The sequence below is a fragment of the Flexivirga endophytica genome (assembly GCF_014640635.1).
GTDB lineage: Bacteria > Actinomycetota > Actinomycetes > Actinomycetales > Dermatophilaceae > Flexivirga > Flexivirga endophytica.
Map to the genome: position 1 here is coordinate 578,733 of NZ_BMHI01000002.1, position 22,193 is coordinate 600,925.

Consider the following 22,193-nt stretch of genomic DNA (forward strand, 5'->3'; position numbering starts at 1 on the left):
ACAGTTGCTCTATGCTCTCCAGCATGGCTGACGACCCGACCACCCTGACCGAGTCCATCGTCGCGGAGCTCGCCGACGATGAGACCGCAAGCATGCTGGCCGGTCAGGCGGACGTCGTCGATGCGGTTCTTGCTGCGAACCGGGTCTTCGTCGCGGTCGCCGCCGGCGCGTTGGCGAACCTCGAGCCGGAAGTCACGCTGCCGCAGTTCCGCGCGCTGGTGCTGATCGACATACACGGGTCGATGACGGTTGCCGAGTTGGCCGAGGCGCTCGGTGTGGTGCCCTCGACCGCGACCCGTATGTGTGACCGGCTCGTCGCCAAAGCGCTCGTCGACCGGACCGTGGACAGCGCGAACCGCCGTCAGATGACGCTCACCCTGCGCGCCGAGGGCCGCGCTCTGATCGCACAGAGCACCCGGCGACGGAAGCGGGAGATCAACCGACTGATCAAGAGCATCTCACCGGAGGCGCAGGCCGATCTTGCGACCTCGCTCGGCGCCCTGGTGCAGGCAGCGCACGGCAGCGATCGCACCCGCGCCTCGCGGCGGCTGCACTCCTCGACGGACGGCAAGGAGCAGCGCACTCGATGACCGTCGTTCAGACACAACTGCGTTCGGTCGGCGCCGCAGCCGGCGGGTGGGTCCGACGAGCGAGCTACCTGCAGAAGTGGGTCGTGCTCGGTGCGGTCATCGGTGTCATAGCCGGACTCGGCGCCATCGCGTTCTACCTGGCCCTACAGGCCGCCGGACATCTGCTGCTGGAGGGCATCGGCGGTTACACCGTGCCGGCCGCCGCCGTGGAAGGCGGCGCCCGCGGCGACGGTCACTTCACCCGCTGGTGGGCTATCCCGCTGGTGGTGGCGCTCGGCGGGCTGCTGTCCGGACTGCTGGTCACCAACCTCGCGCCGGAGGCGGAGGGGCACGGCACCGACGCGGCGATCGATGCGGTGCACCGCAATCCGCGGATGATCCGGGCGCGCGCAGTGGTGGTCAAGATGGTGACCTCGGCGCTGACCATCGGATCCGGCGGATCCGGCGGGCGAGAGGGGCCGACGGCCCAGATCTCTGCCGGCTTCGGCTCGCTGCTCGCGCGCACGCTGGACCTCACCGCCGAGGACGGCCGCATCGCGGTGTCGGTCGGCATCGGTTCGGGCATCGGCGCCATCTTCGGCGCACCGCTCGGCGGCGCCGTGCTGGCAGCCGACATCGTCTACAAGGACGACTTCGAGGTCGAAGCGCTCGTGCCCGGCCTGGTCACCTCGGTCGTCGCCTACACGGTCTTCGGGTTCGCCGAGGGCTTCTCGCCGATGTTCGGGTATGCCGCTGCCGGATACCACTTCGACCAGCCCCTCCAATTGGTCTGGTTCGCCGTGATCGGCATCGTTGCCGGTCTGGTCGGATTGGCTTACAGCACAACGTTCTACGGGTTCGCTGACACTGTGAAGCGATTGCCCGGCAGCACCATCGTCAAGCCGGCCATCGGTGGGCTGCTGGTCGGTCTGATCGCACTGGCCATCCCGCAGGTGCTGGGCACCGGTTACGGATGGGTGCAGATATCGCTGACCCGAGATGGGCTGCTCGGCATACCGCTGTGGATCATCCTGGCGCTGCCGTTGGCCAAGATCGTGGCGACCGCCCTGTCGATCGGATCCGGAGGCTCGGGAGGCATTTTCGGCCCCGGCATGGTGATCGGCGCCTTCACCGGGGCGGCCGTATGGCGGGTGCTGGAAACCTTCGCGCCCGGCGTGCCGCACAGCCCCGCGCCCTTCGTGATCGTCGGGATGATGGCCTGCTTCGGCGGCATCGCGCGGGCCCCGCTGGCGATCATGCTGATGGTCGCGGAGATGACCGGCAACCTCACCATCATCGCTCCGGCGATGATCGCGGTCGGGCTCGCCTACCTGATCGTGCGGCACTTCGACCGGACGATCTACCGATCGCAGCTGGCCAACCGGGACGAAGCCGCTGCAGCGCGTCTCAAACAAGGGCTGCCGCTCCTCGGGCGGGTGCCGGCGTCGGAGGCGATGGCCGTCCCACGGCTGGTGCTGCACGAGGACGATGACCTGGCTGATGCCGTGAAACTCCTGTCGACAGAAGGCATTCCAGGTGCGCCCGTGGTCGACTCCCGGCAGCGCTTCCTCGGCACGGTGGCGCTGGCGGACCTGGTCGGGCCCGCAGGCAAGGACCCCGACGGCACGCTACGGCGACAGGTGGACGCGACCGCACCGTCGACGGACATATCAGCGACGCTCGACCAGGCGATCGACGCGCTCCCGGCGACCGTGCACTGGCTCACCGTGCTCGACGACCAGCGGCAGGTGCACGGCATCGTCGCGTTCAGCGACATCGTCCGGGCCTACCACCGTGTGCTCCGCTCGGACGCCCGGCGTATGTCGCGAGTCGCCTCCAGCGCGGGCATCCAGGATGTTCAGGTCGGAGTGGGCTCGCCCTTGATCGGGCACCGGCTCGACGAGCAGGTGCTGCCGGACGGCGTGATCGTCATTGCGGTGCGCCGCTCGGACTCGATGCTCCTGGGGCTGGGTGCGGTGCATCTGGAAGTCGGGGACCTGGTCACCGTCCTGGTACGGCCGGACCAGCAGGACGCCATACGCCCGCTCTTCGACGGGGACGCGGTCACCGCCCAGCGCACCACCGCCGCCGACCCGGGCACACACTGACCGCGGCGGATTGAGAAGAATCGCGTCGTGAGTATGACGAGTGGGCCGGCGCCATACGCCCCGGGCGAGGGCGACGAGCGGAAGCGACTGCTCCTCGAGGTCGGCGCCGCGTTGCTCGGCGGCGGTGCCGCGTCGAGCGACGTGGAGGACGAGCTGCGGGCACTCAGCCCGGTGATCGGCTGCCCCGACATCACCGTCGCCGCGTTGCCGACGGGCCTCTTCGTCGGTCTCGAGCCGATGGACAGCGTCAGCTTCGCGCCGGTCGACGGCGCGGTGCGACTGGACCAGACCTCCGAGGTGCTGGTCGTCATCTCGGCCCTGCGGGCGCACGGCCTAGCGGTCCCGGCAGCGCTGCAGCGGCTGCACGAGATCCGCGCGACCCCGCCGCGCTGGCCGCGGTGGGTGGGTGACATGGGCGGCATACCGATCGGCATCGGCCTCTGTCTGCTCCTGCAACCGTCGATCGTCAATCTGCTTGTGGTTGCTGCCTGTTCGCTGGCCGTCGCAACCCTGACGATGCTCACCCGACAGTGGGGTTCGCTGGCGCGGCTGCTGCCGGTCGCCTCCGCATTCATCACGTCGCTGATGGTGCTGGGCGCCTTCCACGCAGGGTGGGTCGACGGACCGTTGCGGCTCGTCGTCGCCGCCATCGCGGTGCTGCTGCCGGGCAGCGCCATCGTCATCGGACTGACCGAGATCGCCTCCGGGGCTGCAGCAGCCGGGACCTCCCGACTGGTCTCCGGAGGAGTGCAGATAGCGCTCTTCGTCTCCGGGGTGGTGGCTGCGGCGGCGCTGACTGCGACACCGGTGAGCACACTGACCAACGGCACCGGGACGCACCCGGCGTGGTGGGCCGCCGTCCTCGGGCTGGTGATCTGTGTGCTGGGCCTGATGATCCACTTCTTCACACCCGTCGAGCACGCAGTGGCGATCGCTGTCGTGATGGTGGCAGCCGGCGGCACTCAGGTGCCCCTGCAGAACATCTACAACCCGGAGATCGGCGGCTTCGCCGGCGCGCTCGCGGCGATGATCGCTGCGATCGTTGTCTCCTGGTTGCCCGGAGCGCCGATCTGGCGCGTCACCTACGTGCCGGCGTTCCTGATCGTCGCGCCCGGTTCGTTCGGACTGCTCAACGCTTCGCAGGTGGAATTCGGCAGCGGCACGAGCAGGTCTGCTGACTGCACTTTCAGCGTTCCTCGCCATCGCTGTGGGCACGCTGATCGGCTCCATCATCGCGCGTGCGGCCGACCACTCGGCTCGTTCGCTGCCAACGGTCAGCACCGCCGTCGACTGGCCGGCGGGGGAGTGAGTCGGGCACTACGCGACCGGCTGCAGCTCGCGGTGGACGCTCGACGGCTGCTCCGCACGCCTGCGCCATCGGGAGAGTGCCATCAGGCCCAGGCCGAGAATCACCCAACTGCCAAGCACCGCAGTCGATCCCGCGCCAGCAGCACCATCGAAGAAGGCGGTCGAGCGGACCAGGTCGCCCGCCGCACCGATCGGCAGCAGCTGCCCGACGGTCCCCCATGGATCGGGCAGCCACGCCGATCCGGTGGAGATGCCGGACAACGGGTTCGAGACGAACATCATCAGCACAGCGCCGACGCCCAGACCGGCATACCCGAGCAATGACTCGAGACCGAGCACGGTCAGCGAGATCGCCGCGACGCCGAGGCTGAGGCTTGCGGCAGTGAGCCAGTAGGAGCCGTCGACGCTGCCGATCCAGAACTGCAGGATCGCGGTCACACTGAGCCCGGCGAGGATGGCGAACGAGATGCTCCCGACGACACGGAGCACGATCCGGTCGCGGAACAGGGTCGACAGCACCACCGCCGAGATCATTCCACCGAAGGCCAGCGGCAGCCCGAGCGCCGAGAAGCTGGCTCCCGTCGGGTCGTCCTGGGTGTAGGGGACGACATCGGCATACGTGACAGGGGTCCGGTTCTGCTCCTGCAGTGCGGCGCCGACCGTGTGCAGCAACGGTCCGTATGGCGCACCCGCCGCCGACGCGGTCCGAATGGTCACGCCCTGCGATGTCACGGAGATGCCGCCGATGGCGTCGCGGCTCTCGATGGCGTCGGAGACGGCGGCGCCGTCGGAGTACGTGGTGACCTCGAAGGCGCCCGGATGGGCCTTGTCGAGTGCGGCGGTCAGCTGCTGCACGCTCGCACTCGGACCGGACACCGCCAACGGCAGGTCGTGCGCTCCGGAATGTGAGCTCGGCAGCGCGAAGGCCAGCAGCATGACCGACACCGCCGCCGCGAGGCCGACGACGACACCGACCAGCCGGGCGGACATCGTCAGTGCCGGGCGTTGCAGTGCCGGGCGTTGCAGTGCAGGGCCTTTGCCGTGCTCGTCGCCTGAGGACATGATTTCTCCTAAGTGGATGATTTTACTCCGGTTAAAAGGAGTGTAATACTTCACTTAGAACGAGGCAATCGGCGGGCAGATCGAAGGGATCGAGGATGAGAGCAGATGCCGCGGCGAACCATCGGGCGATCGTCAGCGCCGCGCGTCGACTGATCGCCGAACGCGGCGGCGATGTGCCGCTCAGCGCGGTCGCTGAGGGGGCCGGGGTCGGCATCGCCACCCTCTATCGGCGTTTTCCGTTGCGGGAGGACCTGATTCGTGCGGTCGCGGTGAACGTGCGGGACGAGGTGGTAGGCCTCATCGAGCGACACCGGGACATGGTGGCAACGGATCCCGCAATCGGCTGGCCGGCGCTGGTGCGTGCGCTCGCGGCGTTCCGGCCGGGGGCGACCATCCCGGGGATCATGACCGCGGCGAGCGAGATCATCGCCGACCGGCCCGACGCGAACGAAGCCCTCGAGGAAGAGATCGACCAAGTGCGTTCGGCGGTCTTCGACGCGCTGTCCGGTCCTCTCGAGGCAGCGAAGGAGGGTGGCGCGTTGCGTGCTGACGTGACCGCGACCCGGTTCATGCTCGGTCTGGCGGCCCTGACGCGACCGTTGCCCGTGGGCGGGCCGAAGGAACCCGGTCAGGAGGAGTGGCTGACCGAGATCTACCTCGCGGGGCTACGGCCCGACGGGCCTGCGAGGTCGACCGCCTGACGCATCGCTCGCGCGAACGTGGTCAGCGCGCGACATACACGGTGTTGGCCGATTCGCCGCCGGTCAGGAAGTTCGCGAACGTCACGACGTGCGCGTCCGACGACTCGAAGACCTCGCTCAACAGTGCGTTGAAATCGTCGTCGGGCGGGTCGTCGGACCAGAGCGCGAAGACGCCACCGGGCTTCAAGTGTTGTGTGAGTTGGCGCAGCCCGTCGGCCGTGTAGAACGCGGCATGATCCGGGTGCAACACATGGCGCGGCGTGTGGTCGATGTCCAAGAGTATGGCGTCGAAGCGGCGGCCGGGCGCGTCCGGATCGAAGCCCGCATCGGAGGCTGCCATTGCGAAGAAGTTGTCGAGCACCAGCCGGGTGCGCGGATCCTGCACGAGCTCCGCGGCGCCGGGTAGCAGCTGTCGCTCGTGCCAGTCGATCACTTGGGGCATCGCGTCGACAACGATCATCGAGCGAATTCGCTCATCTTCCAACGCAGCTCGCGCGGTGTAACCAAGTCCGAGCCCACCGACGACGATGTCCAGATCGGTGCCCTGAGTCTGCGCGAGACCGAGTCGCGCGAGCTCTACCTCGGCGACCGTGAACAGGCTCGACATGAGGAACTCCTCGTCGAGCTTCACCTCATAGACGTCCACCTTGAGCGTCGGCTCCAGCCGACGGCGCAGGCTGATCGTGCCGCGCGGTGTCTCGCTCCAGGCGAGCTCTTCGAAACGCGTGCTCACTCGGACGCGTCTTCGCTGGCCGTCTTCGAATGGCGCGTCGGACCGGGCGACTTCTTGGCCGCGGCGACCTTGCCGCCGTGCTGCTGGTTGTCGTCGACGTATTCGTCCGGGTCCTTGTCGATCGGCTTGATCCCGGCCGCTGCGTTGATCGCCTCGAAGCGCAAGAACTGTATGGCGATGTCGTGGCGCAGTTGCAGGCTGGCCTGCTGCCGGAAGTCAGCCAGATCCTGGCGCTCCTCCTCGCCCATGTGCCGGCTGTTGTAGACGTTGCAGTCGGTGACGGCGGTCCACCACTCCTCGGTGCCGGTCTTGGCGCGGTCGGCCTTGCGGATCGCCATACGAATGTTGTTGTGGTCGCCGATCGCGTCGTCGGTCTCCTCGGCGGCGTCCGGTGCGTCCGCAGCACCGGTGCCGAGCTTGAGCAGCTCCGGATAGAAGTAGCGTTCCTCGGCCTCGGCGTGATTTTCCAGCAGTATGGCGAGCCGGCGCCACATCGCGGCCAGGCCGTCGGTGTCGTCGCGTGGCCACTCCTCGAGCATCGCGAAACCACGGCGCTGCTCGTCGTGCTGCTGCTGGATGATCTCGGTGATGTCCATGGCCCGAAGCTACCCCGCTCGTGGGTATGACGAACGGTGCCCCGGCAGCCGGCCGTCGCCACGTACCGTGAGGTCGGTGAGACTCACGTCTGCTGATGCACGCGAGCGACTGGCCACGGACAGTCATGGCGTTCTGAGCACCGTGCACCCACGACGAGGGGTGGACGCGGTGCCGGTGGTCTACGCGATGACCGGCGACCACGTCGGCATACCGGTGGACACGATCAAGCCCAAGTCGGCGAATCCGCTGCAGCGAGAGCGCAATCTGCACGCCGACCCTCGGGCGGCGTTGCTCGTCGAGCGGTGGGATCGCGACGACTGGTCGCGGCTGTGGTGGGTCCGCGCCGAGCTACGGTGGTGCGACGACACCGGCGCCGCGTTGACCGACTCGCTCGCCGAACTGTTGGCGGCGACCTACGTGCAGTACCGCGACCGGCCGTTCGCTCGGCTGCTGGTGTTGCAGGTCGTCGGGGTGACTGGGTGGGACGCTCAGAGCCGGTGACCGCTACGCGCGACGCACCCTGATGGCCGGCGGCTCGGCGAGTGACTGGCCGACGACGCAGTAACGCTCCGCCATCTTCCCCAGTCGTTCGAGTTGTTGGTCGGTCGCGTCGGTGTCGGCGACGAACTCGAGTGCCAGATCTTGTATGCCGACAGGCACCGATCGGTCGACGCCGAGGGTGCCGCGTGCGTCGAAGGTGGCCTCCGCCCGGCCCTCGACGGAGCGCAGCTCGACGCCGGACGCGAGTGCCACGGCGCGTAGCGTCACGCCGGCGCAGGCGAGCACCGCCTCCAGCAGCATGTCGCCGGAGCAGGCATCCGATCCGTCGCCGCCGGTCGCCGCGTGCAACCCGGCCCGGGTGACCGCACCGGTTTGGCGCACCGAGAAGGTCGGTGCCGGACCACTGCCGTCACCGGTCGCGGTGACGGGTGTGGCGGCGTCGGCGCCGGACTGCTTGTAGCGCTCCTTGAGTGGGGCTTGTGCGGCCCGAAGTTCGTGCGCATCCATGGGTCCATTCTGCTGCGAAGAGGTTTCCGGGCTGCGCACCGGTAGGGAAGTCGATCGATGATCCGGTCGCCGGCACGCCGGAAGAACGGCCGGCGCCAATGCTCAGAAGTATGGCGTAGCTACCTCAATCAACTTGGCAATAAACAAGATTGGGAACTTGTGTCGTCGTGTGGTGTTGATCCATGGCGCGCAACGCCATGGACTGCCCACAGTCGGCACGATCTCGTCATCAATTACCGAATGATTTGCTCCGGGCGAATCCCGTTCGCGAGTGCGATCACCCGTGACAGGGCCGTGACGAGGAATGGACGTCTGCGCGACCGAGAAGTGTTGCCCCAGAAGCACATTGGGCGGCATGGATGGAGTGTCGGACAACTGATCGCGGGCGTGAAGGACGCGCCACGGCGGTGAATGTACGGACATGCTTGGCCACAATCAGGTCCAACTCAGGTGCCAGTCTGGTCTCATCGAGGCCACACTTGGAGCGCGCTCGCACCAAGGGGGATTGAGGTGGCTCCGGACGCCGCGAAACCGGGGCTCACTTCCCGAAAACCGCCCGCAAATCGAGTTCGGGGCCGGGTTTGGTCACATTGAGGCCACCAGTGGACCCAAAAGCACCCCACGCGCGGCAAATCCGATATGAATAGGACTTGGGCGACCTCCTGCAGTATCGACAGTGGGTCCTACTTGGGCTTCTCCGGATCATTTGTTGCACGGCTGCTGGGGTCGCCCGTGACGTGTGAGCACATGGTGAACGTGAGAAACACAGAGAGGAACCCGACTTCATGGCATGTGATGTCGACGTGTGCGCGAGGCTCCGCGGGGCCGGCGCCACGACCCGGTGGATGGTCGCCGGATGAGCGCGCGTTCGCGGAGTGATCCGCCGCATCGCCTGCGAATCACGGTGCCGGCGTCCGACACGTCGGTCTTGCGATGGCTCGAGGTGCAGGAAAGCCCTTCGATATCGCTGCGCATGCTGGTGCGCGCGGCCATCGAACGCGACGGCTACACGGACGTGCTGACCCGGCCGGTCGATCAGTTGCCGCGTCGTGGCCGGCCGGTGGCCGAACCCACGAATACGACTCCGACGGCGCCTCAGCCCGGTGAGGCCGCCGCCCCACCGGCCCGGGACTCACGTGACGACCACGAGTCGGACACGGGTGAGTCCCGCCGCGGTTCGCGAGCGGGTGCGAAGAGGAAGGACGCGCCTGCGCAGGTGCCGGAGCCTCAGAAGCAGTATTCGATCGACGAGATCATGAGCAGTACGCGGCAGTGACGATCTGAGCCGGTGTGCCGACCGGCGTTCCTCGAACATATTCAAACCAAGAAGAAGGACGAATCAGGAATGGCGAAACACAGCCCCGGCAGCACGAAGGACGCGGCCACCACGAGCAGCGTGGGCACGGCCGACGGGATGACACTGATCGGCGGCATCGACGTCGGAAACGGCTACGTCAAGGGCGTCATCCGTGGCGAAGTCGGTGGCGAAGCCGTCTTCGACGAGATCGACCTTCCGTCGGCGGTGGTCTCGACGAGCAGGTCCACTCCGAAGGTGCCGCTTGCCGACTCCGACGTCGTCGCGGAGATCAGCGGGGCCGGAGCCGGTGACACCGACGACTTCTACAACCGGCTGGACTGCTCACTGGCCAGCCCCCTGGTCGGACACACCGACCGGAGGATCTTCGGTCGGTCGGCACTGTCGGTGCGTGGCAGCAAGTTCACCGAATTCGAGGTGCTCGGTAAGCGCTCGAAGGCCGACCAGGAGCTGAGCGCGGTGCTCGTGCTGGGGGTCTTTGCCGCGAAGGCGCTGCGCGACTATGTCGCCGCGCACGGCAGGCTGCCCAACCACGAACTGCAGGTTGACGTGCGAGCCGGCCTGGCGCTGCCCATCAGCGAATACGTGCAGCGACGCCACACGTTCGCCGCCGAGTTCGCGGGAGTACACGGCGGCCAGAAGCCCGTCGTCCATTCAGTGACGATCAAGAACTTCAGCACCCCCGTCACGGTGCGACTGCGTTTCATCGACGTACAGGTTCTCGCCGAAGGCGCGTCGGCACAGTTTGCGATCACCGACAAAGGTGAGCCGCTGGCGCAGGCACTGCTGGACGACCTGCGGGCGAGCGATCCAGCCACCCTGCCGGAAGGCGTCACCGCTGCCGACCTGGTCAGTGTGCGCAACACGATCGGCGTCGACGTCGGCGAGGGCACCGTCAACTTCCCCGTCTTCACCGATGGGCGGTTCAACGCCGAGGCGGCCGTAACGCTCGAGCAGGGATACGGCACAGCGCTGATGAACGCGATGGAGCGCATGAGCGAGGCCGACAAGCAGCTGGCATTCACGAGCCGAAAGCAACTGGCCGACTTCCTGCAGCAGCGTCCGTCCGTGCTGCAGCGCAGCCGGTACAGCAGGGCGAACGGCTTCGTTGAGGACGAGGCCCGTTACCTGGTGGCCGAGATCGCCAGCCGGTTCGCGGACGTCGTGGCCCAGGCCGGCGCGACCACCGAGGTCGTCTATGTCTATGGCGGCGGGTCGGGCCCGATCAAGCATCTGCTGCGGCCGGCCCTTCAGCAGGTCGCCGGCGACATCCCCGTCCTGTATCTGGATGCGCGGTATTCGCGGCACCTCAACCGTGAGGGTCTCTACATCGCGGCACGGCACGTCGAGCAGCTCGCCGCACGCGAGCCTGCCGGCGAGCGGAGCGCTCGTCGGCGGGCGAAGGCCAGCGCGTAGCCCGACGCGATCTCGCGCAATCGTCGGCGTGGCCCCCTGGTCGGGGTCACGCCGGCGTCATGTCCACCGATAAAGATCCGCCCCCAGCAAGGCGGCGGATGATTTTGTTGTGGTGACAGGAGCCGCGCGTGACGCTCCTCCTTCGTCGGACCGTGCACGCGCTCCCAGCATCATGTCTCCCGACATACGAAAACCGCCGACAAGTCGGCGGTTTCGTTATGTCGGGGTGACAGGATTTGAACTGTTCACTCGCCGCCTTCGGCTAACACTCTGATCTGCACCACAGGCGTCTGACCTGCAGCGATGTAGACTCTAGCGCGTGAGAGTAATGGGCACAAGAGGACACGACGAACCTCAAATTATGCCCGGATTATGTCCCGACGTGTCCGCGAGCGGCGCCGTATGACGCGGGCAAAGCGGGACTTCGGGACGATTCGAAAGCGGGCCAACGGTCGCTACCAGGCCTACTACATGGGTCCGGACCAAGGCTTCCACCGTGCGCCGTCGACGTTCCAGACGAAGTCCGACGCCGAGGGCTGGCTCGCCGCCGAGCGCCGGCTCATCCAGAACGACGAGTGGTCGCCGGCGAGATCTAGGCGCGCGAAGGTGCGTCGGGCCACCGAGGCATTCGGGCCGTACGCCGAAGCCTGGCTCGCGCAGCGCGAACTCAAGCAGCGAACGCGTGCGCTCTACCGGCGGCAGTTGGATCGCTTCATCCTGCCGGCGTTCGCGGAGATGTCGCTGCGGGACATCACGCTGCCCGTCGTGCGCACTTGGTACACGGGGCTCGATCAGACACGACCGACTCAACGCGCTCACGTGTACTCCCTGCTCCGCGCGATCCTGAACGAGGCGGTCCGAGACGACATCTTGGCCAAGAACCCGTGCACGATCCGGAGTGCCGGCATCGCCAAGCGGCAGCGCCCGATCGACCCTGCTTCGCCGGAGGAGATCGTGACGCTGATGAACGAAATGCCTCACCGATACTGGGCATTCGTGCTCATCGCGGCGTGGTGCGGGCTTCGTTTTGGTGAGCTTGCAGAGCTGCGTCGAGGGGACGTCGACGTTAAGGCGGGGCTCATCCACGTGCGGCGAGCCGTCACCTGGGATCACAGCACCCCGGTCGTCGGCACGCCCAAGAACGGCCAGCAACGCTCCGTGTCGATGCCACCCCACATCGGCGAGGTGGTGAGCGCCCATCTTGTGCGCTTCGTCGGGCGAAGCACCGACGCGCTGCTCTTTCCGGCTGTCGGTGACAACACCCGCCAGATCCACTCCAACACCGTCCGCCGCCACTGGCTCAAGGCCCGGGAGGCCGCAGGCCGGCCCGATATGCGCATCCACGATCTTCGCCACACCGGCGCTGTGCTTGCCGCACTGGCCGGCGCAACGCCGAAGGAAACGATGGACCGGCTTGGGCACCTCACCGCCGAGGCGGCGATGCGCTACCAGCACGTCGCCCGCGGCCGCGACGCCGAGATCGCTGCGAAGCTGTCAGAGCTGGCGGGCTATTGAGTTCACGATGAGACGACCACCTCGGCCGTGCTGAAGCAAGCGCGAGTGCAGGCAACGTACAGTTTCCGGTCGCTGTCGCCCTCAACGTGCAGGCCTCGATGGAGTAGCGCCCGTTCCGCGTCGGCCAGGCAGACTCCGACGTAGTTCCACTCGGCTCCTTTCGCTTGGTGAGCCGTCAAACCAGGGACGGGTCTCACGGGATGCAAGAGACGCGCCTGAATGTCCCTCAGACGGTTGGTGTGGTTGGCACGGACCGGCCTTAGGGTTCGTGGTGAAAACTCGGCGAGGAGCTCGCCCAAGTGCGAATAGGCAGTCTTCACGTTCTGCTGTTTCGCCGTTGCCGTTCCGTCCGAACTTAGCACGTCCACGATTTGCTGAAGCCGGGGCTTGGCTTTAACAAAGAAGTCTTCATCGTCGATCGATAGGGACGTGACAGCATCTTTAACATACGTCGCCTCAGTTCCGAAGATGCTCGTCGTCACATGATTGAGGACGAGAATCGCAGCGGCCTCCTCAGGGCCGCCCTTGAACGACTGGAATCCGATTGGCAGCACCCCAGGACCGAGATTCCAAAGTGGTGCCCACCGGAGTGAGAGGACGACATCGAGGCACGGCACGTCGGCACTAAGCACAACAGGAAGAGTGACTCCGATTCCGCCGCGCAGGTCGTCTGCGAGCTGTGCCTGTTCCTCGGAACGCCAACGAAACGAACGCGTCAGCGTGAGGGATCGAAAGCCTTGGCGACTGAGCAGTTCTGGTACGACTTCGGGGCGTGCGCCCCGGAACACGTAGAGCGCCTGCCAGTCGTCCCCCACGAGGGTTACGCTTACCCCTCCGTCGACAGCGAGTTCGATGAAGTCGATATCAAGATCGTTGGCGTCGTACACCTCGTCAACGATGAATGATCGAAACCTCGAAGCGAATCGCTTTCGCGCGTACTCGCGAACTTCGACTCTACGGAGTGCCAAAGCGAGAACCTGGCGCACGTCCGAGTGAGTGCATATGCCCTGCCGGATGAGACTTGCGCAACGGCTGGGGTTCACCGTGTAGGCAGCGGCGTGAAGCCGGGCACTCCCGATCTGGACCTCGGCCCCGGATATCGTTAGCTTGTATTGGGCAAACGTCCGGACTCTGGTGCCGTAGGAAGCCCAGCTATCTTCCACGACGAGTGTTGTGTGTCCGCCCGGCCACACAACAAGCTTTGTCAGCAGCAGGTCGTGGAGTAGCTCGACCATCACCGTGTCGAGGGTAACGACGCGGTGGGGCCATCGGATGGCGTGGGAGCCCCAAAGGCGCCTGATGCGGCGCACCAACGTGTGGGTGGCTGCGCGCGTGAAGCTCACCGCGACGACTGCTCGGGGATCGCCGCGATACTCCCGGGCGAACCGTTCGACGCCGAACCGGCGCGCTGACACCGTCGTCTTGCCGGTACCGGGGCCCGCCTCGATATTGAGCCGACGAACTCGCGCACCCACGGCCAGCCGCTGTTCTTCTGTCAGACCTCCGGGTCCATCGCCTGAAGTTGGATCTGGACCAGGAGCGGCAGGCGTGTGTTCAGGTGAGTAGCTCGTCATCGTCTTCTCCGGCTTGGCCGTCATCCAGCGGGCCAGATGCTGGCTCTGGAGTCGGTTGCAAACCGCTGTAGAGGAAGTCAAACAAAGAGTTCAGTGGCTCAGGGACACGGACCTGGTCTCCAGCGGTGCGTGCGGCCTTCACGAGACCGGCGAATTCCAGCGCAAATTCGCCTTTGCGTCCCGCAGCGGGTCCTGCAGGGACCGCAGTTGCAGCTGGTGTGGTGTCCGTGGCCGCCTTAGCCTTCCTGGCGGAGGAGAAGAGTCCAGCGACTTGTTCGGGGGTCAGGGGATCTGTGTAGGTGAGATTCATAGCGTCGAGCGCTCCAGCGACTAACTTCGCATTGCTCCTGGTGAGCTCAGGTTCGAGCGTCGGGTGGCTGTGCTCGACCCGAACCACCTCTGGATCGTGTGCTGCGGCCCACGAGGGCTGTATTGGGGAGTCCTCGAATGGCATATCGCTGTCACGCAGTACAGCAAGGCGCGCGCATAGTTCGTGGTCGGCGGTCGCCAGCAGCCGGACAGCCCAGGGTCCAACCTTGGTGCCCATCGCGACGATGCTCAGAGCGTCGATGAAGGCTCGGCGGTCCAGGTCGTCATTGGCCCAAACCCAACCAAGTTCTCGGACCAATGCTGCTTCGGTGACGCCTTCAACGAGCAGAAGCCGTTCGGCGAACAATGCAGAAGATCGACTTGCGTCGAGGTGCAGCCGTGCCTTACGGAGCACTTCGTCGCGGTTCGTCATCGGTATGTCCTTGACGCTGCGAGCGACGTGTTCGTCTGACTTGCTTCGGCGAACGACGACGAGTTCCTCCGGGTCGCAGGATGAGATGATGTCGCTGGCATGGGACGTCAAGATGACCTGTAGTTCGGGTCGTTGTTCGACCTCGCGTTTGAGGTACCGCACTAGTGAGTGTTGTAGCTGCGGGTGGAGGTGGGCCTCCGGCTCCTCGACGATCACAGTGACGTGAAATGCATCATCCGGGAAGAATGAGTCCTCGGCACTGTCTGACTCGGCGATGGCCTGCTCAATCCGAGCATCGGCATCGTCGAGCTCGATGGTTACGTCGTCGTGCGTCGACTGCCCGTTAGGTGGGTGCGGGTCCGAAGACAACTTTGCACTGCCGTCGACGAAGGTGTCGGCAGCCGCGCGGGTGAGGTCGGGGATCGCGGCTAGTACGACGGCGATGTGGAGGAGGTTTACGTACCCGAGCCCGACCGCTTCCAGAGGCAGCGCGTTTTCTCGACCCTCGAATGTCGCCAGCATCAGTTCCAGTACGCGCGCGAGGTATCGGTCATCGATGACCTGACCCCGGATGTATGGCCAGTTCTTACTCACCCCGGACGACAACGCGTGTAGGTGCATGCGAACCCGCGCTTCTAGTGAGGAAAGGATGCCGTCCTGGGCAAGAGCATCTAAGAGCGCGGACGCGCGAGCTCGTAGCGTGGTCAGGTCGCGGCCACGGCCTAAGTTCTGCTGCTGGGCGCGCAAGAGCTCCACCAGGATTCGAGTCTCTCGCCGAGCGAGCTCGTCGATTGGGTTTCGCCATGCAGGCAGATAGATCAGGCGGATCGCGTCCTCTACATCGGAGCTCAGCCCGATCGTTTCAGCACGAACGCGCCCCATGTCGCGGTGAAGCGCACGGTCCCAGGTGGCCGCGATGTTTCCGGGGGTGGCAACGCCGCTTTGCGCCTGAATGCGTTGCCCCAGGAGGCCTTCAGCGTCGTCGTCATCGGCGAACGAGTACTCGACCGAGATCTGCCGGTCCATATAGCCAAGTGTCGCCGCGATCGGTCGTGACACGTGCGGAAATACCCTCTTATGGCTCAGGTACGCGGCTTCGCTGAGCGTCGTCTTGCCAGAACCGTTTGCGCCGATCAATACCGAGAACCTTCCGGGTATTGAAGCGTCTAGCGTTCCGCCTACGCTGCCGCGATACCCTGCGACTCGCAGTCGGCTCAGGTGCATGTCCAACTCCTCTCGTGGTGACGTTCAACGATTGTGACCAGCGCCCGTCCTACGTCGTCGGGTACCGCGACGCGTGCCGGGTCGACCTGCGCCGGATCCGTGTCGCAGGTGACGATTTCGCGGAGTGCTGGATTAACGGTCCTTGGCGGCGAACCGAGTATTGTCCGCGGTGTTGCGCATTCATAGTCTTCGCATGTTACTGCGACCGATTCAGAACGTTTGCGAACTCATACCTCCGGTGGGGGCGGGTCGACGAGACGCTGAAGCCACCGCCCCCGCGGTCTAGCGGCACGCCTGTTGTTTGGCGGAACATACAGTGGTAATGCGTGTCCACCTGTAGCCAGGCCGACGATCATCAGACCCGTTTCCAGTCATGGAGTCCTTATTTCTACAAGCTACGGTCAGGTGTAGCGGACCGGTCGTTGAGGCTCCCGCGTATGCGGAGTCGCAGCCCGTGCGAGCTGGATGTCTTCGGTCTCGAATGAGACCGTACGGCCCTGCTATGCACGGGATGCTGACTATCAATCGAGATCAACCCTGCCGCGCCGTTAGGCGGTGGGGACGGGCAGTTGAGTCCCGCATAGTGGTGTAGCGCGGTCGCCGTGATCGTCCTGGTAGTGGACGTGGTGCGGCCACCGCGTGATCCTTCGAGTGAACCTCTCACAGCACTCTCGAATGGAGTCATCACGATGACCGCACCACACATTGTCGACCCTGCCGGCCTGCTCGGTGAAGCCTTGTCCGAAGCCAGTCCTGATCTGATGCGCAGCCTGCTGCAAACGATGATCAACGCGTTGTTGTCCGCGGACGCTGACGCGGTCGTGGGGGCCGAGTACGGGCGTCCGTCGCCGGACCGTACGGCGCAACGTAACGGGTACCGGCGCCGCGGCCTGAACACCCGGGTCGGCACGATCGATGTCGCGGTCCCGAAGCTGCGCACGGGCAGCTACTTCCCCGAGTGGCTGCTGGAGCGCCGCAAACGCACCGAGTCCGCGCTGATCACCGTCGTTGCCGACTGCTACCTCGCCGGTGTGTCCACCCGCCGGATGGACAAACTCGTCAAAACATTGGGCATCGACTCGTTGTCCAAATCGCAGGTGTCGCGGATGGCGACGGACTTGGATCAGATCGTGGAGGAGTTCCGGCACCGACCCCTGGGGGAGGCCGGACCGTTCACGTTCGTGACCGCCGACGCGTTGACGATGAAGGTCCGCGAAGGCGGCCGCGTCATCAACGCCGTCGTGCTGCTGGCGACCGGTGTCAACGGCGACGGCCACCGTGAAGTCCTCGGCCTGCGGGTAGCCACCTCAGAGACCGGGCCGGCGTGGAACGAGTTCTTCGCCGACCTGGTCGCCCGCGGCCTGACCGGGGTCCGGCTAGTCACTTCCGACGCCCACCAGGGTTTGGTGGAAGCGATCGCGGCGAACCTGCCCGGTGCGTCCTGGCAACGCTGCCGCACCCATTACGCCGCGAATCTGATGTCGGTGACACCCAAGAACATGTGGCCGGCGGTCAAAGCGATGCTGCACAGCGTGTACGACCAACCCGACGCGGCCAGCGTGCACGCCCAGTTCGACCGCCTCCTGGACTACGTCGAGTCGAAGCTGCCCGACGTGCACGCCCACCTCGACGCCGCTCGCGCCGACATCCTGGCGTTCACCGCGTTCCCCAAAGACGTGTGGACCCAGATCTGGTCCAACAACCCCACCGAGCGGCTCAACCGAGAGATCCGCCGCCGCACCGACTCCGTGGGCATCTTCCCTAACCGAGCTGCGATCGTCCGCCTTGTTGGGGCGGTGCTCGCCGAGCAAACCGACGAATGGGCCGAAGGCCGCCGCTACCTCGGCCTCGACGTCCTGGCCCGATGCCGCATCACCATCGCGCCCGGCAACGATCCCGAGATCGGAGCTGATCAACTACCCGAACTCACCGCCTGAATCACCAACAAGGAGAACGCAGCCCGCTACACCACTCACAGGGACTTGACCGGACGGGCTCCATCTGGCGGTCGACATCGGCGGGATCCACACGCAGGACGCGGGGTCCACTGCGGTATGCGGGCAACTGCCCGGCGGCGATTCGTCGGCGGAGAGTACGGATGCTGAGGCCGGTGCGCTCGGCCGCGTCGTCGAGCGACTCGAACTGGCGGCGGGACTTGGGAGTGTTCGTCATACTTCCCCAAAGGTCAGATCGCGACTCTGGCGGTCATGCTCGGGAACGAAGATCATGGAGTGGATTTCGACCGCCAGGAGGACGCATGGATGGCCCCTCACCTTCGAGGCCGGTGCTCACGCCACGCCACGCAGCCGTATCCCTCGCGAACAAGGTCGCCGCGGCACGGGTCTACATCACGGCCAGCGCGAAGAGCGGGCAACCGGTGCCTGATTGGATCAGGCGGATCGCTGAGGGCAGGACAACTAGCCGCGCAGCTGTTCCTCCAGAGCTGTTGCTACTGCTTCGAACTCGGCAAGTGCGGCCGTCAGGTCCTCGACGATCTCGCGGGCGATGACGTCGGGCGAGGGGAGGCTGTCGAGGTCTTCGAGCGAGTCGTCCTTGAGCCAGGTGATGTCGAGGTTGGCCTTGTCGCGGGCGAAAATCTCGTCATACGTAAACGACTTCCAGCGCTCGGACTCGGTTCTCTCGCTTCGGTTTCCGCCTTTGTATGACGCGACGAACTCGTCGAGGTCGGCCCGGCGGAGCGGGTTCTGCTTGAGCGTGAAGTGCTTGTTGGTGCGCAGGTCGTAGACCCACAGTCGTTCCGTCCACGGCTGGCCCGGCCTCGCGACCTTCTTGTCGAAGAACAGCACGTTCGCCTTGACGCCGTTCGCGTAGAAGATGCCGGTCGGCAGGCGGAGCATGGTGTGCAGGTCGAAGTCGTTCAGCAGCTTGCGGCGGATCGTCTCGCCGGCGCCGCCCTCGAAGAGCACGTTGTCAGGCAGGACAACCGCGGCGCGACCGTTGGTGTCGAGGATCGTCATGATGTGCTGCACGAAGTTGAGCTGCTTGTTGCTGGTGGTCGCGACGAAGTCCTGGCGTTCGATCTCCCGGTCCTCGCGTGCCTCGCGCCCGTCGGCACCGACCATCGTCAGCGACGACTTGCGCCCGAACGGCGGATTCGACAACACCACGGACCAGCGATCGCCCGGGTCGGCGATCAACGAGTCCTTGACCTCGATCAAGGACGGGCCGTTGGACTTGCCCATGCCATGGAGCAGCAGATTCATCGACGCGAGACGCGCAGTGCCATCGACGAGTTCATAACCGGCGGCGAAGGTGTCGCGCAGGTGATCACGCTGCTTGGGTGTCATGGATGCCGCACCCTGTTCGGCATTCTGATGAGCGACGAGCAGGAAACCGCCGGTGCCGCATGCGGGATCGACCACACTGTCGGCGACCGTTGGGCGGATGGCGTCGACGATCCCCTGGATGAGGGCGCGCGGCGTGAAGTACTGGCCTGCTCCGGAACCCTTGTCCGACGCACCCCGGGACAGCAACTCCTCGTACGCGTCGCCCTTGATGTCGGTCCCGGACTGCGACCACTGCTCCTTGTCGATCAGGTCGACGATGAGGCGGCGCAGTTTTGCCGGGTCCTGGATGCGGTTCTGTGCCTTGCGGAAGATCGTGCCGATCAGGCCGGGTTCGCGGGCGAGGCCGACGAGGATCTGGGTGTAGACGACCTCAAGGTTGTCGCCCTGTGCGTCGAGCAGCCGCTGCCACGAATATTTTTCGGGCACGATCCGCTCCGGGGCGAGCCTCCGCGTCGCACGCTCATGAGCCATCTTCAGGAACAACAAGTAGGTCAGCTGCTCGGTGTATTCGATGACGCCGACGCCGTCGTCGCGCAGCACATCGCAGTAGGACCACATCTTGTCGACGAGGCGGCGGGAGTCACTCATTTTCATCCTTCAGTAGCCGGAGTCCGTCGACCCCGCGGTAGATGTCGTCGCCACTCAGTAGCGGTATGTCGTGAGCGTGGGCGGTGGCGGCGATCCATGCATCGCCCATGTGGATTTTGTCCGCGAGTGCGTGGCCCGCTTGCCTACAGGCCGCGCGGACGGTTGCGAACGACTGGATGACTTCAGCGGTCACCGGAACCGTCGGTGTCCTCGCGAGGTGGGACTCCAAGTCAGTCATCCGAGTTGTGCCCCACTGCTTCACCAAAGCGCCGAACCGAACTTCACCTTCGGTCTGAGCCGCAATCAGCGGTTGCTTTCCGAGGAGCAGTCGGCGCCAGGACGCGACTCTCGGATCGGGAGTGCGGCTGCTGAAGATCGCGCGGCTCCACACATCCGTGTCGACCAGGACGAGGTCATCAGGCACGAATTTCCGCCAGGAAGTCGTCGAGTTCTTCGTCTGAGATGTCGACGGCGGCTGGCACCGGCGTGTTCAGTGCGCGCTGCCGGAGCTCATCGGGACCGGGTGGGGGTTGGAGGCCGAGTCGGCTCTCGAGTGACTCCTGCGGTGTGATCTGCGCTTCTTCCATGCGGTGGTGCTGCGTGCCCTGGCCCACGGCGAGGACGCCCGTCGCCACGACCCGTGTGCCGACAAGGCGAGCCGCTTCGTCAGGTGCCGCGACTCCGAGCAGGTCGATCGCGTTCCCGGCGGCGTCGCGCAAGCGGAAGCGCGCGGTGTGCAGGTCGACCATCTCCAGCACGCCGTGGACTGACACCTCGCCTGCTTCCTCGCCACCCTGCCGCTGCCACGGGTCCCGGCGCAACATCTTGGTATGAAGGGTGCGCGGACCATGCCCTGGAAGCGTTACTTCGACCTGGGGTGCCGCCCGCTCCAGGGCGATCACAAGCTTGTCCACCGAATCCGCAACAGTGTCAGACACGTTCGGCGGTCTCTCGTTGTTGTTCATTCCTTCGACGATTGCCCAGAATGTCGCATCGACCTGCTCGGAGACCGGGTCGATGATCGCGTCCTGGTCACCGACAACGAAGACAACCCGCGTGCTGCCGTTTCTGAGGCCGACCCGCACGGTCGCGAGACGCTCGAGCACCGCGTCGGTCCTGCCAAGACCGGATCGCGCGGCAACCGAACGGGTCAGGCGGTAAGTGATGTCCTTGAACGAGCTGATGATGCCGAGGGCATCGACTGCGAGCAACTCACCGTCCGCGCTCTGGTGGTCGATCAAGCGGAACTCGATCTCGCGTGTCGTCATGCCTCTCACCACCTCGAATTTCTTTCTGAATGCCTACGGTACGTCTGGCTGCCGACAGTGTGTCCCTCCAGTCAGTATGTCGCGAGCGGCCAGTTCTCGCGCTCAGCGCGAGGCGTAGTAGTCATACGTTGCCTTCACCTGATTCGCCCAGAAGTCGAGCCGCTGGTCGCCGGACGGTCTTGGGGTCAACAGCCCGAGCGAGCTGGCAAGTCTGAAGAAGCCGGTGCCGGCGTCGTTCTCACGAAGGTAGACAACAATCGATGAGACGAGCGCGCCCACCTCAGGCAGCTTCACCGTCGCCACCTCTCCGAGCAACGCTCCCATTGCTGCACGGCCCTGATCACTGTCGAAGTCGAAACCATGTGCGCCAGTCCGCTGTTGGAGCACCGCATTGAGTTCGGTGTACGACGTTGTCCGTCGGAGACGTGCTTGCTCCGCGAGGAACTGTGCAGTCGCGTGGAGCAACTCCGACCACTCGGATTCTTCACGTCCCCACGGCACTTGTTCCTCCTATCTCGATGGTGAGCGACCGGAACGTCCCGGCCCGGCTTGAGTCGAGCCGCGAGTAGTCGGTCCACTCCAGTGCGTACTCGCCCGCAAGCTGCAGGGGTGCCTCGTGACCCTTGGCCGTGCCGCCGGTACGCGGCCCCCAGCCTCGTTGTCCAGCGAGTAGTGTGCCTTCGCTGATTCGGAATGCGTCAGCGTTGGTGGCTCTCCCGTGAGTGCGTGGCCGCCAGTAGCTTGCCTCGTTGGTGAGAACGATGACGAGTCCGGACCAGCTGGGCCGTGCCGCGACGAAACGCTCGACCCGGACGATGTCCTTGACGATGTCGTAACCACGCAGGTCCGACGCGCCGTGGTTCTTGAGAGAAAACGTCTCCGAACCGTGGCGTCCTGACCAAAACCGGGTCATGTACTTCATCTCGATGGCCACGCCGATGCCAGATCGGGAATCGAGCAGCTCAAGGTCGAGTCGGACAGCGGGCTCCGGATGAGTCTCGAGGCGCACTTCAAGATCTGGCGATCCCAGCTTCGCCTCCCACGCAAAAGCAAACTGGAAGTCGGCCTCTGAGTGGAACGTTGGCCGTTTCGCCGCGAGGCTTTGAAGAACCCGGGCGGCGTCGATCAGCCCGTTGTCACTCGACTCCACGGCTCTC

General features: G+C 65.5%; 20 protein-coding genes. 9 read left to right on the forward strand and 11 right to left on the reverse strand.

The window, feature by feature from the left end:
• Positions 1-23: 23 nt before the first annotated feature.
• From IEX71_RS07700 to IEX71_RS07715, 4 genes are all read left to right on the forward strand, one after another.
• Positions 24-590 carry a MarR family transcriptional regulator gene (locus IEX71_RS07700; protein ID WP_188836372.1) on the forward strand — a complete coding sequence of 189 codons (567 nt, stop codon included), beginning with the start codon at positions 24-26 and terminating at the stop codon, positions 588-590.
• On the forward strand, positions 587-2,677 hold the full coding sequence (locus IEX71_RS07705; RefSeq protein WP_188836373.1) for a chloride channel protein: 2,091 nt from the start codon (positions 587-589) through the stop codon (positions 2,675-2,677). Before IEX71_RS07700 ends, IEX71_RS07705 begins: the two co-directional genes overlap by 4 nt.
• A 33-nt stretch (positions 2,678-2,710) precedes the next feature.
• The gene (locus IEX71_RS22485) at positions 2,711-4,309 is read left to right on the forward strand and encodes a threonine/serine exporter family protein (RefSeq protein WP_229749596.1); all 1,599 of its coding nucleotides are present in this window, start codon (positions 2,711-2,713) and stop codon (positions 4,307-4,309) included.
• Between the two features lie 833 nt (positions 4,310-5,142).
• Positions 5,143-5,748 (forward strand): TetR/AcrR family transcriptional regulator, encoded by a 606-nt coding sequence (locus tag IEX71_RS07715; RefSeq protein WP_188836374.1) that lies wholly within the window; start codon positions 5,143-5,145, stop codon positions 5,746-5,748.
• A 22-nt stretch (positions 5,749-5,770) separates the two neighbouring features.
• Here the strand turns inward: IEX71_RS07715 and IEX71_RS07720 are convergent, their stop codons facing one another.
• Positions 5,771-6,481, reverse strand: coding sequence for a polyamine aminopropyltransferase (locus IEX71_RS07720; protein ID WP_188836375.1), 711 nt, complete (start codon positions 6,479-6,481; stop codon positions 5,771-5,773).
• Complete coding sequence (locus IEX71_RS07725; protein WP_188836376.1) at positions 6,478-7,077, reverse strand: hemerythrin domain-containing protein; 600 nt, start codon at positions 7,075-7,077, stop codon at positions 6,478-6,480. Before IEX71_RS07725 ends, IEX71_RS07720 begins: the two co-directional genes overlap by 4 nt.
• Positions 7,078-7,153: 76 nt before the next feature.
• Here IEX71_RS07725 and IEX71_RS07730 point away from each other — a divergent pair, with 76 nt between their 5' ends.
• On the forward strand, positions 7,154-7,579 hold the full coding sequence (locus tag IEX71_RS07730; RefSeq protein ID WP_229749559.1) for a PNPOx family protein: 426 nt from the start codon (positions 7,154-7,156) through the stop codon (positions 7,577-7,579).
• A 3-nt stretch (positions 7,580-7,582) separates the two neighbouring features.
• Here the strand turns inward: IEX71_RS07730 and IEX71_RS07735 are convergent, their stop codons facing one another.
• Positions 7,583-8,086, reverse strand: coding sequence for an OsmC family protein (locus IEX71_RS07735; protein ID WP_188836377.1), 504 nt, complete (start codon positions 8,084-8,086; stop codon positions 7,583-7,585).
• A 973-nt stretch (positions 8,087-9,059) separates the two neighbouring features.
• Here IEX71_RS07735 and IEX71_RS07740 point away from each other — a divergent pair.
• From IEX71_RS07740 to IEX71_RS07750, 3 genes are all read left to right on the forward strand, one after another.
• Positions 9,060-9,362: a hypothetical protein gene (locus IEX71_RS07740; RefSeq protein WP_188836378.1), complete on the forward strand. Its 303-nt coding sequence runs from the start codon at positions 9,060-9,062 to the stop codon at positions 9,360-9,362.
• 69 nt (positions 9,363-9,431) lie between these two features.
• Positions 9,432-10,817 carry an acetate and sugar kinases/Hsc70/actin family protein gene (locus IEX71_RS07745; RefSeq protein WP_188836379.1) on the forward strand — a complete coding sequence of 462 codons (1,386 nt, stop codon included), beginning with the start codon at positions 9,432-9,434 and terminating at the stop codon, positions 10,815-10,817.
• A 402-nt stretch (positions 10,818-11,219) separates the two neighbouring features.
• Complete coding sequence (locus IEX71_RS07750; protein ID WP_188836600.1) at positions 11,220-12,332, forward strand: tyrosine-type recombinase/integrase; 1,113 nt, start codon at positions 11,220-11,222, stop codon at positions 12,330-12,332.
• 2 nt (positions 12,333-12,334) lie between these two features.
• Here the strand turns inward: IEX71_RS07750 and IEX71_RS07755 are convergent, their stop codons facing one another.
• On the reverse strand, positions 12,335-13,930 hold the full coding sequence (locus IEX71_RS07755) for a UvrD-helicase domain-containing protein (protein WP_188836380.1): 1,596 nt from the start codon (positions 13,928-13,930) through the stop codon (positions 12,335-12,337).
• On the reverse strand, positions 13,887-15,785 hold the full coding sequence (locus IEX71_RS07760) for an ATP-dependent nuclease (RefSeq protein ID WP_188836381.1): 1,899 nt from the start codon (positions 15,783-15,785) through the stop codon (positions 13,887-13,889). Before IEX71_RS07760 ends, IEX71_RS07755 begins: the two co-directional genes overlap by 44 nt.
• Positions 15,786-16,561: 776 nt before the next feature.
• Here IEX71_RS07760 and IEX71_RS07765 point away from each other — a divergent pair.
• Complete coding sequence (locus tag IEX71_RS07765) at positions 16,562-17,809, forward strand: IS256 family transposase (protein ID WP_188836382.1); 1,248 nt, start codon at positions 16,562-16,564, stop codon at positions 17,807-17,809.
• A 1-nt stretch (position 17,810) separates the two neighbouring features.
• Here IEX71_RS07765 and IEX71_RS07770 read toward each other — a convergent pair whose 3' ends face one another.
• The 6 genes from IEX71_RS07770 to IEX71_RS07795 all read right to left on the reverse strand — a co-directional run bounded on the left by IEX71_RS07770 (position 17,811) and on the right by IEX71_RS07795 (position 22,186).
• Complete coding sequence (locus IEX71_RS07770; protein ID WP_188836383.1) at positions 17,811-18,044, reverse strand: helix-turn-helix transcriptional regulator; 234 nt, start codon at positions 18,042-18,044, stop codon at positions 17,811-17,813.
• 245 nt (positions 18,045-18,289) lie between these two features.
• Positions 18,290-19,768 (reverse strand): type I restriction-modification system subunit M, encoded by a 1,479-nt coding sequence (locus IEX71_RS07775; protein ID WP_188836384.1) that lies wholly within the window; start codon positions 19,766-19,768, stop codon positions 18,290-18,292.
• Positions 19,761-20,192 (reverse strand): PIN domain-containing protein, encoded by a 432-nt coding sequence (locus IEX71_RS07780; protein WP_188836385.1) that lies wholly within the window; start codon positions 20,190-20,192, stop codon positions 19,761-19,763. Before IEX71_RS07780 ends, IEX71_RS07775 begins: the two co-directional genes overlap by 8 nt.
• Positions 20,185-21,036, reverse strand: a complete 852-nt coding sequence (locus tag IEX71_RS07785; RefSeq protein WP_188836386.1) for a hypothetical protein — start codon at positions 21,034-21,036, stop codon at positions 20,185-20,187. Before IEX71_RS07785 ends, IEX71_RS07780 begins: the two co-directional genes overlap by 8 nt.
• A gap of 102 nt (positions 21,037-21,138) precedes the next feature.
• Positions 21,139-21,330 (reverse strand): hypothetical protein, encoded by a 192-nt coding sequence (locus tag IEX71_RS22490; RefSeq protein WP_229749561.1) that lies wholly within the window; start codon positions 21,328-21,330, stop codon positions 21,139-21,141.
• 190 nt (positions 21,331-21,520) lie between these two features.
• Positions 21,521-22,186, reverse strand: a complete 666-nt coding sequence (locus IEX71_RS07795) for a hypothetical protein (RefSeq protein ID WP_188836388.1) — start codon at positions 22,184-22,186, stop codon at positions 21,521-21,523.
• Positions 22,187-22,193 lie beyond the last annotated feature (7 nt).